An 11,982-nucleotide genomic window follows, 5' to 3' on the forward strand; every position below is an offset into this window, starting at 1 on the left:
GTCGTGGCCAGGCGGCGGGTGGTGTCGACGGTGGTGACCAGGTCCCGCACCGGCACCCGAACGGCGAAGGCGCGCTCGATCTCACGGGCCATCGTGATCAGCAGGAGCGAGTCGGCGCCCAGGGCGAAGAAGCTCTCGTCGGGGCCGACCTCGGCTACGGTCAGGCCGAGCCGCTCGGCCGTCAGTGCCCGCACCCGCTCCAGCACCGCCCCCGCCGCCTCCGGTCCCGCCGTGTCCGGTCCCACCGTGTCCGGTCCCACCGTGGGCGCGGCGACCGGACGAGCCGGCGCGGCGGCGACCGCGGCGTCTCGCGGGGTGGCCCAGAAGCGGCGGCGCTGGAAGGGATACGCCGGCAGCGTCACCCGGCGACCGCCGTGGCCGTCCACGAGCGCCGCCCAGTCCAGCGGCGTGCCCGCGACGTGCAGCTCGGCCACCGCCCGCCACAGCCCGGCCGCGGGGTCGAGCCCCCGCCGCTGGGACGCCACCCAGCGCGTCGGTGTGCCGGCCACGGCGGCGAGGGCGGTGAGCGCGCCGCCCGCGCCCGCCTCGACCACCGTCGCGACCCCGCCGGCGGCGAGGGCGTCGACCGCGTCGTGCCAGCGCACCGGCTCGCGGGCGTGGCGGCACAGGTACTCGGCGTCGGGCCGCCAGCCGGGCGGGCGGACCCGGCCGTCGAGGGCGCTGACCAGCGGCAGCCGGGTCGGCCGGAACGTGACCCCGGCGGCCAGCCCGCGCAGCCGGCCCAGCACCGGCGTGACGGCCGCCGAGTGGAACGCCCGGTCGACCGGGAGCCGTCGGGTCGCCACCCCGAGCCGGGCGGCCCGGTCGGCGGCGGCGTCGACGGTGCCCGGCGGGCCGGCGAGGACGTGCTGGGCCGGCCCGTTGACCGCCGCCAGCTCCAGCGGCGACCCGCCGGCCAGCGCGTCCACGGTCGACCGGTCGGCCAGCACCGCCAGCATCGCGCCGGCCGGCAGGTAATCGGCCATCAGGCGGCCCCGTCCGGCGGCGAGCCGCACCGCGTCGGCGAGGGGGAGCGCGCCCGCGACGACCAGGGCGGCGTACTCGCCGACGCTGTGGCCGAGGACGTGGTCCACCGCCAGGCCCCACGAGCGCCACAGCTCGGCCAGCGCCACCCCGACGACGACCAGCGCCGGCTGGGCGACATCGGTGGGCCGGCCGGTCGGCTGGTGTTCGGCCCGCAGCCGGGCCACCAGGTCGCCGCCGACGGCCTCCCGGTACGCCTCGGCGGCCTCGTCGAGCACCTCCCGGACGACCGGGAACCGGGCGGCCAGCGGGAGCAGGACGTCGCGCGCCTCGCCCTGGCCGGGGAAGGCCAGGGCGACCGGCCCGGCCGTGTCCCCGCCGGCCTCACCGGTCACCACGTCGGCCGGCAGGCCGGCGGCGTGCCGGTCCAGGGCCTCGGCCAGCGCGGCGGTCGACCCGCCGAGGGCGACGAGCCGGTGGCGCAGGTGCCGGCGGCCGGTGCCGGCGGTGCGCACCACGTCGGCCAGGGCCAGCTCGGGGTCGGCGCGCAGCCGGTCGCGGTGGCGCAGGGCGAGCGCGGCCAGCGCGGTGGGGTCGGCGGCGGAGACGGGGAACAGCCCGGGGACCCGGTCCGGCGCGGCGGCTGCCCGGGGCGGCGGGGGTGGCGGCTGCTCGACGATCACGTGGGCGTTGGTGCCGCCGACGCCGAGAGCGCTGACGGCGGCGCGCCGGGGCGAGGCGGTCGCCGGCCAGTCGGTGGCGACGGTGGTCACGGTGAACGGGCCGTCGGCCAGGCCCAGCGCGGGGTTCGGCCGGGTGAAGTTGATCTGCGGCGGGACGCGGCCGGAGCCGACGGCGAGCACGGCCTTGATCAGCCCGGCCATGCCGGCGCAACTGTCCAGGTGTCCGATGTTGGCCTTCACCGAGCCGAGGAACGCCCGCGCGGGCGCGTACGCCTCGGCGAGGGCGTGGTGCTCGACCGGGTCGCCGAGTGCGGTGCCGGTGCCGTGCGCCTCGACGTACCCGACGGAGGCGGCCGGCACCCCGGCGTCGCGCAACGCCCGCCGGACCACGTCGACCTGCCCCGGCACCCCGGGGGCGGTCCAGCCGACCTTGCCCGCCCCGTCGTTGTTGACGGCCGAGCCGAGCAGCACGGCGTGGATGCGGTCGCCGTCGGCGAGCGCCCGGTCCAGCGGCTTGAGCACCACCGCGGCGACCCCGTTGCCGCCGACCGTGCCGTCGGCGTCGGCGTCGAAGGGCCGGCACCGCCCGGACGCCGACAGGATCGACCCGGGAGTGTGCCGGTACCCGGTGACCTGCGGGACGTGCACCGCCACCGCGCCGGCGACGGCGACGTCGGCGTCCCCGGCGAGCAGGGCGCGGGCGGCCAGGTGCACCGCGACCAGCGAGGTGGAGCAGGCGGTCTGCACGGTCACGGCGGGCCCGGTCAGCCCCAGCCGGTAGGCGACACGGGTGGCCAGGAAGTCGGGCTGGTTGCCCAGCGCGGCGCCGATGGCGGTGGCCGGGTCGTCGGCGACGACGGCCTGCGGGAGCTGGTGGCGCAGGTAGGTGTGGTGCGGGTACAGGTTCATCCCGCCGCCGGCGAAGACGCCGATCCGCCGGCCGTCGGCCTCGCCGGGGCAGCCGGCGTCGTCCAGGGCGTGCTGGCAGATCTCCAGGAACAGCCGGTGCTGCGGATCCAGCAGCTCGGCCTCGCGGGGACTGACGCCGAAGTATCCGGCGTCGAAGCCGGCGACGTCGTCCAGGACGCCGCTGGCCGCCACGTACCCGGGCTCGCGGGCGAGGTGTTCGGGCACCCCGGCGGCGGCCAGCTCCTGCGGGGTGAAGGAGCGCACGCTCTGCACCCCGGCCAGCAGCGCCGCCCAGTACTCCTCGACGCTCGCCGCGCCAGGGAAGCGGGCCGCCATCCCGACGATGGCGACCCGCCGGTCCCCCGGCCCGGCCGCCGCCGCGGGCGCGGCGGCCGGGCCGGCGGCGGCGAGGTGGGCGCTGAGGGCGTCGACGGTGGGGTGGGCGAACAGCGCGGTCTGCGGCACCGGGCGGCCCAGCGCCGCCTCCAGCCGGGCCCGCAGCGCGACGATCTCGACCGAGCCGACGCCCAGCTCGTAGAAGGGTCGGTCCGCCTCGACCGGCCGGCCGAGGACGTCGGCGAGCGCGGCGCGGACGGCGGCGCGGACCGCCGCCGGGCCGGGTTTCGGCGGGGCCGCGCCGGGCTCGGCCGCCCCGGACGCCTGGCCCTGCGGGGGGAATTCGCCGGCGAGGAACCGGCGGCGCAGCTCCGCGCGCTGGATCTTGCCCCCGGAGGTACGCGGGAAGTCGGCCTCGGCCACGGCCACCACCCGCGTCGGGACGATCTGCCACCGCCGGGCCACCGCCGACGCGACGGCCTCGGCCACCCGGCTCGCCGGCCCGGCCGCCGCGTCGGCGTCGGTGACGACGAAGACCACCAGGGCCTCGGTGCCGGCCCGGGCGTCGGGCACCCCGACCGCGGCGGCGCGCCCGGCGCGCACCCCGACGACGGCGCCGACGATCCGCTCGATCTCGTGGCAGGGGATGTTCTGCCCGTTGAGGATCAGCAGGTCCTTGGCGCGGCCGGCGATGGTCAGCGCGCCGTCGCGCAGGTAGCCCAGGTCCCCGGTCTCCAGCCAGCCTCCGTCGCGGAAGGCGGCGCGGTTGGCCTCGGGGTCGCCGAGGTAGCCGGGGGTGACCCGGGCCGAGCGGACCTGCACCCGGCCGACGCGGCCCTCGGGCTGCACCGCGCCGTCGGCGTCGACGATCCGCAGGGTCGCCCCGGGCGCGGGGCGGCCGACACAGAGCAGCTCGGTGACGTCGCCGCCCGCCTCGCCCTCGACCCACTCCACGTCGCCACCCAGGCTGGCGGTGCGGACCACCTGCCGGCAGCCCGGCTCGGTGAACGACGCGAAGGTGATCGCCGTGCAGGTCTCGGAGAGCCCCCAGGCCGGGGCCATCGCCGCCGCCGGCACCCCGGTCGCGGCGACGAACGCCCGGAAGGTCTCCGGCAGGCACTGTTCGCCGCCGCTGACCATGCGCCGCACCCCGCCCAGCTCCCAGCGCCGGCCCGGGTCGCGGGCCACCGCGTCGACTACCAGCCGCAGGCCGAAGTTCGGCGACCAACTGTGGGTGACCCGGTAGCGATCCATGAGGTCGAGCCAGCGCGTCGGGTCGGCCAGGACCAGCTCGGTGGCGACGTGCACGGAGGAGACGCCGAGGAACACCCCGCCGAGGTGGTAGAGGAGCAGGCCGGCGACGTGGTCCAGCGGCAGCCAGTTGAGCAGCACGTCGCCCGGACGCACGTCGAGCAGCTCGCGGGCGCCCACGGCGTACTCGGACAGGCCCCGGTGGGTCAGCGGGATGATCTTCGGGGTGCCGGTGCTGCCCGACGACAGTTGCAGGATCGCCACCGCGTCGGGCTCGGCCTCGACGTCGGACGGCCCCGCCGCCGGGTCGGCCGCGGCGGGCTGCGCCGGGTCGGCCGCGGCCAGCTCGGCGACGCCAATCGCCCGGCCGGCCAGCGGCAGCCCGGACAGCCCCGCCACATCGGCGGCCCCGGCGAGCACGACCGGTGCGTCGAGGGCCCGCCAGGCGTGCAGCAGCGCGCCGACGGCCGGGCTGTCCGCGTCGTATCCGGCCGGCGCGCCAGCGGTCAGCGGCACGACGCCGGCGAGCACGCAGCCCCAGAACGCCGGCCAGTATTCCACGCCCGAGTCGATCCGCAGGATCGCCGGCGAGCCGGGGGCGACCCCGCGCGCCCGCAGGCCGGCCCCCACGGCGCGGGCCCGGGCGAGCAGCGTCGCGTGGTCGAGCAGGGTGGCCCGGCCGGCCGCGTCCACGACGCGGATGCCGGCGTCGGGAGACTCCCGCGCCGCCCGCCGCAGCGCGTCGCCCAGCGTCCGGGGGTGCTCCGGGTCCGCGGGCAGGTCGCCGCCGTGACTGACGGCGGCACGACGGGTGGGCGGTACGGCGGTCACGGCGTCACCTCGGCGACTCGGGGGGTCGATGGGTCGTCGGCCCGGTCGGTCCGGGCGGCCGGCGGATCGTGCCGGTCCGCCGGCCGCACCGCCTGGGCGAGCAGGAAGCCGAGGGCCACGGCGCAGGCCAGCCCGTGGGCGACGGCGACGACCGTGAGCGGGGCCGACCGGCCGAGCGCGGCGGCGCAGCCGATCATGCCGAGGCCGAAGCCCGCGTTCTGCGCCGCGCTGGCGAACCCGAACAGCCGGGCCCGCCGGGACTCGTCGACGCCCTGGAGCCGGGTCGTGTAGTTGATCTCGGCGTAGCCGTCGGCCGCGCCCGCCGCGAGGGTCAGGGGGATCAGCAGCCACAGGGGCGGATCGGTGAAGGCGAGCACGAAGAAGAGCGACATCAGGCAGGTGGCCACGCCGAAGGCGCGCGGCGAGCCCACCCCGCCGGTGCGGGCGGCCACCCGGGCGCACCACCGGCCGGCGGCGAGGCTGCCCACTGCCCAGGAGGTCATGAAGACGGCGGCGTACGCCGCCGGCGAGTCCGGCTGGACCAGGCTGGCCTGCACCGGGATACCGACGTTGTGAGCCGCCGAGCCGAACGCGTCGGCAGCGCGTACCCCGATCATGGCCGCCACCACCGGCGCGACCGCCCGCAGCACCCCGAAGCCGGCCAGGGCTTGCGGCCGGACGGGCGCGGCGGCCCCGGGCGCGGCGGCCGGCCGGCGGGCCGGCACCCGGGCCAGCAGCAGCGCGGACAGCGCGTACGTGCCGGCGTCGAGCAGGAACGCCACCTCGTAGCCGAGGCCCGCGACCAGGAACCCCGCCGAGGCGAAGCCGAGCAGCATCGCCACCGACCGGGCCGCCACGAGCCGGGCGTTGGCGCGGGCCCGCCGCTGCGGCCCCACCAGGTCCGGCAGTTCAGCGCGCAGCGCGACCCCCCACAGGGTCTGCCCGCAGCCCAGCACCACCGCGAGGGCGTAGAGCATCGCCGGCCGCGCCCCGACGGGCGCCACCACCAGCAGCGTCAGCGTCAGCGCCGAGAGCACGTCGGCGCCGATCATGAGGCGGGTTCGGCGGCAGCGGCCGGCGAGCAGCCCGCTGACCGGCCCCATGAGGAAACCGGCGACCAACCGGACGGCCATGAACAGGCCGGTCCGCATGGCGGAGCCGGTGAGCGCCAGCACGAACAGGCCCAGCGCCACCAGGTTCAGGTAGCTGCCGTACGTGGAGACCGCGTGCGCGGCCACCACCAGCCGCAGGTCACGCGCCGCGCGCCCCGCGCCGGCCTCCTTCGCCACTGAACGTCCCCACCATTGTCGACTCCCCCGGTGCCGCCGATCTTGCCGGGCGGGCGGACGACTTTCAATGGGGCGGGCGGGATCGCGGGTGCCCCTAGCGCCCCGGGTCCAGGTAGCGCGCCGGGACGGCGTCGGTCAGCCAGACGCCGTTGGCGCTGCGGTGGAAGACGTGCCCGTCGCGGGCCATCGCCGCCGCGTCGACGGTGAACACCACGACCGGGCCGCCGCGCCGCGCGCCGACCCGCCGGGCGGTCTCGACGTCCGCCGACAGGTGCACGTGGTGCCGGCCGCCCCGGTGCAGCCCGCCCGTCCGGATCGACTCGACCACGCCGGCCCCGGTGCCGTGGTAGAGCCGCGCGGGCGGCTCGACCGGCGGCAGCCCCAGCTCGACCGGGATGGAGTGCCCCTGGTTGGCCCGAATCCGGTCCACCCCGTCCGGGCCGCGCTCCACCGCGAAGCGCTGCTTGTCGTTGCCGGCCACGACGGCGTCGAGGTCGGGCCGCCCCACCCGCAGAACGGCGAGCAGGTCGTCCACCGGTACCCAGCCGGCCCGGTCCGGCGTGAGGCCGAGACGGTACGGCTCGTGGCGCAACGCCTTCGACATCCGCTTGCTCAACTTGACCATGGTTCGGTGGTCCATGGCGGCATTGTGGCCGTCGCCGCCGCGTGGCTCCACCAAATTCCCGGGCGCGCGGCTGCTAGCCTCTCGCCCGTCGGGGCGCAACCACCAGCGGGAGGCCGACAGTGCCCAGGGAGACCGGACGCACCCTCGTCGCGTCGAACAAGAAGGCCCGCCACGACTACGACATCCTCAAGACCTACGAGGCGGGGCTGGTGCTCGCCGGCACCGAGGTGAAGTCGCTGCGCGCCGGGTACGTCTCCCTGGTCGACGCCTTCGCCCAGGAACACGACGGCGAGCTGCTGCTGCACGGCCTGCACATCGCCGAGTACGGCTTCGGAAGCTGGACCAACCACCAGCCCCGGCGCACCCGTAAGCTGCTGCTGCGCCGGATCGAGATCGACCGGATACTCGACCGGGTGCGCGAGGGCGGGCTGACGCTCGTGCCCCTGTCGCTGTACTTCTCCGACGGCTGGGCCAAGGTGGAGCTGGGGCTGGCCCGGGGCCGCAGGTCGTACGACAAGCGCCAGGCCCTCGCCGAACGCGACGCCAACCGGGAGATTGCCCGGGAGCTGGGCCGCCGCCTCAAGGGCGCCCAGGGTCGCCGCCGGTGAACATGAACCGCTCGGCGGCGACCCCGCTCAACCCTTCACGCAGACCACCTGCTTGAGGTGGGCGACCACCTCGACCAGGTCCTCCTGCTGGGCCATCACCTGCGTGATGTCCTTGTACGCGGCCGGGATCTCGTCGAGCACCCCGGCGTCCTTGCGGCACTCCACCCCGGCGGTCTGCGCCACCAGGTCGGCCGTGCTGAACGTCCGCTTCGCCTGCCCGCGCGACATCCGCCGCCCGGCCCCGTGCGAGGCGGAGCAGTACGCGTCCGCGTTGCCCTTCCCGCGCACGATGTACGACCCGGTGCCCATCGATCCGGGGATGATGCCCAGGTCCCCGGCACCGGCCCGGATCGCGCCCTTGCGGGTGACCAGCACGTCCACCCCGGCGTACGTCTCCTCGGCAACGTAGTTGTGGTGGCAGCTGATCGGCTCGTCGAAGCCGACGTGCGGAAACGCGTCGCGGACCACGTTGCAGAGCAGGGCCAGCATCACCGCCCGGTTGCGCCGGGCGTACTCCTGCGCCCACCACAGGTCCCGCCGGTACGCGTCCATCTCCGGCGTGCCGGCGAGGAAGACCGCGAGGTCCCGGTCGGGCAGGCCGGCGTTGTGCGGCAGCCGCCGCGCGACGCTCATGTGCCGCTCCGCCAGCTCCTTGCCGATGTTGCGCGACCCCGAGTGCAGCATCAGCCAGACCCGGCCGGCGTCGGGGCCACCGGACTCCAGGCAGACCTCGATGAAGTGGTTGCCGCCGCCGAGGGTGCCCATCTGCTGCTGGGCGCGGGTCCGTAGCGGGGCCACCCGCTCGTCGAGGGTGCCGAAACGGGCCCAGAAGTCGGCCCAGCCGCGCTGCTCCAGCCCCCGCACCCGGCGCGGGTCGACCGGGTCGTCGCGCCTGCCGAAGCCGACCGGGATGGTGGCCTCGATCGCCGACCGCAGCCCGGCGAGGTCGTCGGGCAGGTCGGCCTCGGTGAGCGAGGTACGCACGGCCGACATGCCGCAGCCGATGTCGACGCCGACGGCGGCCGGGGAGACGGCCTGCCGCATCGCGATCACCGAACCTACGGTGGCGCCCTTGCCGAAGTGGACGTCGGGCATGACGGCGACGCCCTCGACCCACGGCAGGGCGCCGATGTTGCGTAGCTGCTGGGCGGCCTGCGGCTCGATGTCGTACGGGTCGGTCCAGACCCGTACGGGCGCCCGGGTGCCGGGCAGCGGGGTGAAAGCCACGATCTCTCCTCGTTGTGCTCGTCCCTGAGCGGCGGTCGACCCGCCGGCGGTGTGCCGCGGTCCCGCCGGGACGAGGGTGTTGCCGGGGCCGGTTCGGACCGGCCGTTGCAGGGTCACGGGCCCGGAGGACGAAAGAGCCGCCCGACCCCCGGTGCGGGGTGGGCGGCTGCGCGTGTCGCGCCGGCGCTATCCGCGCCACCACCCGGCCCGTCGGCGCTGCCACCGACCCAGGGACCGCCCGCCGGCCGGCAACGCCACACCGCCGTGCGGCGCGGGCCGCCGGCCCTCGGTGCGGATTAGCTGCGACACGTTGTGCTCCCTGGAGCTGCTCACGTCGACCTTGCGCCTCGACGGTAGGCGAGGGGCACGGCGCCCGCAACGGAAATCCGGTGTCGCGCCTGACCCGGCCGCGCCCGGGCGCGACCCGGCCGACCTGCCGCCACGCTGTACGAACGCTCTGATAGGTTCGCCGGTCCGACGACCACAGGAGATGACATGGCCCTCGCCTGGAACGTGCCCGGCCTGCCCTTCACACTCTCGCCGTCCCCCGAGGCGGCGTGGACGATCACCGGGGCGCCCGCCACGGTGAGGGCCTCCGCGGCCGCGCACAGCGACATCTTCATCGACCCGGGAACGGGCACCCAGCCCGACGCCGAGCCGCTGCTCAACGCGGTGACCCTGCTCGGCGTCCCCCCGTCCGGTGACTTCCAGTTCAGCGCCCGCGTCAGCGTGGAGTTCGCCTCGACCTACGACGCGGGGGTACTGCTGCTCTGGGTCGACGAACGCCACTGGGGCAAGCTCTGCTTCGAGTTCTCCCCCGACGGCGAGCCGATGATCGTCTCTGTGGTCGCCCGCGGCGTCGCCGACGACGCCAACGCCTTCGTCGTCGACGGCCGGACGGTGTGGCTGCGGGTCTCCCGACTCGGCCACGCCTTCGCCTACCACGCCTCCCTCGACGGCAGGACGTGGCAGATGATCCGCCTCTTCGCCGTCGACGGCGCGGCCACGTCCGCCGCGATCGGTTTCGAGGCGCAGTCGCCGACCGGTGACGGGTGCGCCGTCACCTTCGACGACATCCGCTTCACCCGCGAGCGCCTGGGCGACCTCCGCGACGGCTCGTGAGCCGGGCCGGCGCGGATCGGCACGGACCGGTCCGCTCGGCTCGGTCCCCCGACACCCGCTCAGACGCCGGTCGTGCCCTCGCCGACCGGCTCGCGGACGTGGTCGAGGAACGGGAAACGGGCGCGGAGTTCGGCGAGGCCCGCCCCGCCGCGCCAGGCGCCGGCGAGCAGCACGACCTGGTCCAGGTCGGTGGTGTCGCCGTCGGCCCGGCACCCGTCGGCTCCCGAAATGTCGATCATGAAGTAGCGGGCCTGGGAGCCCAGCCCCACGCAGATCGTCCCCCGGTCGCAGTGCAGCTCGGCGCACGTGAACCGACCCCGCCCCCGCTCGGGGGCGCTGACGCGGCCCACGTCGGTCTGGCACCGGGTGGCGGTCAGGGCCAGCGCGGAGGCGAGCCCGCCCAGCTCGACCAGGTCGGGATAGAGGCGCACGCCCAGCGCCGTCGACACGTCGGTCATCACTGACTCCCACTTCTCTGTGACGGATCCAGCAGCGCGGACGTTACAGCCTGGTAAACCGGGCGGCCACCCTTGCGGAGGTCGCCCGGCACAGAATTCCTGTCCCGGCAGCCGGACTTCACCCCGGCGCGACCGCCACCCGGCGCGTAACATCCACGCCCATGGCGCTGATCCGCTGCGACTTCCACTCCGAGGCGCTGGGCATGGGCACCTCGATGACCGTGCTCCTGCCGGACCGGGCCGGCTCCGGGATCGGGATGTCCGGCGGCGCGCCGGCCGGCGACCCGCCCGTGCTGTACCTGCTGCACGGACTCAGCGACGACGACACGATCTGGACCCGGCGCACCTCCGTCGAACGGTACGTCGCGCCGCTCGGCCTGGCCGTGGTGATGCCCCAGGTGGGGCGCAGCTTCTACACCGACGAGGAGCACGGCAACCGGTACTGGACGTTCCTCACCGCCGAACTGCCCGAGGTCTGCCGGTCGTTCTTCCGGTTGTCCGACCGGCGGGAGGACACCTTCGTCGCCGGCCTGTCGATGGGCGGGTACGGCGCGGTGAAGTGGGCGCTGCGCGAGCCGGGCCGGTTCGCGGCGGCGGCGAGCCTGTCGGGGGCGCTGGACGTCGCCCGGCGGCGCGACCACCCGAGCCACCCGCTGGACCCGGCCGTTTGGCACACCGTCTTCGGCGACCGGCAAGTGCCCGGCAGCGACGACGACACGGTGGCGCTGTTGGAACGCGCCGACGACGACACGCCGGCCCTCTACGTCGCCTGCGGCACCGAGGACTTCCTGTTCGACGACAACACCCGGTTCGTCGACACGGCCCGGCGGCGGGGCGTGCCGTTGACCGTGGACTTCACCCCCGGCGACCACGACTGGGCGTACTGGGACGCGAAGATCCAGGACGTGCTGACCTGGCTGCCGCTGCGCGCACCCGCCGCCCCGCCCGGCTGACGGGCGGCCACACCGGAGCGCCCGGCCGGGTCACAGCGACGAGCGGGCCACCGGGAAGTCGAAGTACGTGTCCGGGTACGGCTCGTCGGCGTACCGGTAGTGCCACCACTCGCGCGGGTAGTTGGTGAGGCCGGCGTCGGCCATCAGCCGTCGCAGCAGCTCACGGTTGCCCCGCGCGGCACCGGTGACCCGGCGGTCGGCGGTGTGGGCGCGCGGGTCGAAGCAGTCGAAGCCGGTGCCCATGTCCACTCCGTTGTCCGCGAAGCGCTCCCCCGCCGGGGCGGTGCACGCGACCAGGGGCTCGCCGGGCACGTACGGGGGCTGCTCGGGTGGCGGGTCGGGGACCAGGGTCAGGTCGACGGTGCTGCCCCGGCTGTGCGCGGTTGGCGCGCCGAGGTAGCCGTCGGCGAACAGGCGTGACTTCGCCACGTCGGGGTAGAACTCGGCCTTCATCCGGTCCTGCCCGGGCCGCCCCGCCCAGTCGACGAAGTCGCTCACGGCCCGCTGTGGCCGGTAGCAGTCGTACACCTTGAGGCGGTGCCCGGTGGCGCGGGCAGCCTGCTGCACCCGGCGCAGCGCGTCGGCGGCGGGCCGGGTGAGCAGGCACAGCGGCTCCCGGTAGCCGGTGATCGGCCGGCCGACGAAGTTGTGCGCGGTGGCGTACCGGATGTCGACGGCGATGCTCGGGTCCAGGTCGGACAGGACG

9 protein-coding genes are annotated in these 11,982 nt (G+C 76.1%); 3 read left to right on the top strand and 6 right to left on the bottom strand.

What is annotated here, in order from left to right; genetic code table 11:
- From E1258_RS23980 to E1258_RS23990, 3 genes are all read right to left on the bottom strand, one after another.
- Window positions 1-4,994: type I polyketide synthase (locus E1258_RS23980; protein ID WP_165949886.1), on the bottom strand; the 4,994-nt coding region annotated here is incomplete at its 3' end.
- Window positions 4,991-6,283 carry an MFS transporter gene (locus E1258_RS23985; RefSeq protein ID WP_165949887.1) on the bottom strand — a complete coding sequence of 431 codons (1,293 nt, stop codon included), beginning with the start codon at window positions 6,281-6,283 and terminating at the stop codon, window positions 4,991-4,993. The genes E1258_RS23980 and E1258_RS23985, both read right to left, overlap by 4 nt.
- A gap of 94 nt (window positions 6,284-6,377) precedes the next feature.
- On the bottom strand, window positions 6,378-6,923 hold the full coding sequence (locus E1258_RS23990) for an RNA 2'-phosphotransferase (protein WP_132405102.1): 546 nt from the start codon (window positions 6,921-6,923) through the stop codon (window positions 6,378-6,380).
- Between the two features lie 104 nt (window positions 6,924-7,027).
- Between E1258_RS23990 and smpB the strand changes: the two genes are divergently transcribed.
- Window positions 7,028-7,516 (top strand): SsrA-binding protein SmpB, encoded by a 489-nt coding sequence (gene smpB / locus E1258_RS23995; RefSeq protein WP_132405104.1) that lies wholly within the window; start codon window positions 7,028-7,030, stop codon window positions 7,514-7,516.
- A gap of 27 nt (window positions 7,517-7,543) precedes the next feature.
- Here smpB and E1258_RS24000 read toward each other — a convergent pair whose 3' ends face one another.
- Window positions 7,544-8,743: an RtcB family protein gene (locus E1258_RS24000; RefSeq protein ID WP_132405106.1), complete on the bottom strand. Its 1,200-nt coding sequence runs from the start codon at window positions 8,741-8,743 to the stop codon at window positions 7,544-7,546.
- 495 nt (window positions 8,744-9,238) lie between these two features.
- On the opposite strand from E1258_RS24000, the gene E1258_RS24005 reads away from it, so the two are divergent.
- Window positions 9,239-9,865 (top strand): DUF1349 domain-containing protein, encoded by a 627-nt coding sequence (locus tag E1258_RS24005; protein WP_132405108.1) that lies wholly within the window; start codon window positions 9,239-9,241, stop codon window positions 9,863-9,865.
- Window positions 9,866-9,924: 59 nt separating this feature from the next.
- On the opposite strand, the gene E1258_RS24010 is transcribed toward E1258_RS24005, so the two are convergent.
- Window positions 9,925-10,323: a hypothetical protein gene (locus E1258_RS24010; RefSeq protein WP_132405110.1), complete on the bottom strand. Its 399-nt coding sequence runs from the start codon at window positions 10,321-10,323 to the stop codon at window positions 9,925-9,927.
- A gap of 161 nt (window positions 10,324-10,484) precedes the next feature.
- Here E1258_RS24010 and E1258_RS24015 point away from each other — a divergent pair, with 161 nt between their 5' ends.
- Complete coding sequence (locus tag E1258_RS24015) at window positions 10,485-11,276, top strand: alpha/beta hydrolase family protein (protein WP_132405112.1); 792 nt, start codon at window positions 10,485-10,487, stop codon at window positions 11,274-11,276.
- A gap of 30 nt (window positions 11,277-11,306) precedes the next feature.
- On the opposite strand, the gene E1258_RS24020 is transcribed toward E1258_RS24015, so the two are convergent.
- On the bottom strand, window positions 11,307-11,982 hold a 676-nt coding region (locus tag E1258_RS24020; RefSeq protein ID WP_132405114.1), incomplete at its 5' end, for a M15 family metallopeptidase.

This window comes from Micromonospora sp. KC207, assembly GCF_004348615.1.
Taxonomy (GTDB): Bacteria; Actinomycetota; Actinomycetes; order Mycobacteriales; family Micromonosporaceae; genus Micromonospora.

Excerpts from the sequence above, each read along its gene's own strand:
- E1258_RS23990 (WP_132405102.1), bottom strand. The coding sequence starts at position 6,923 with ATGGACCACCGAACCATGGTCAAGTTGAGCAAGCGGATGTCGAAGGCG.
- E1258_RS24005 (WP_132405108.1), top strand. The coding sequence starts at position 9,239 with ATGGCCCTCGCCTGGAACGTGCCCGGCCTGCCCTTCACACTCTCGCCG.
- E1258_RS24010 (WP_132405110.1), bottom strand. The coding sequence starts at position 10,323 with ATGACCGACGTGTCGACGGCGCTGGGCGTGCGCCTCTATCCCGACCTG.
- E1258_RS24015 (WP_132405112.1), top strand. The coding sequence starts at position 10,485 with ATGGCGCTGATCCGCTGCGACTTCCACTCCGAGGCGCTGGGCATGGGC.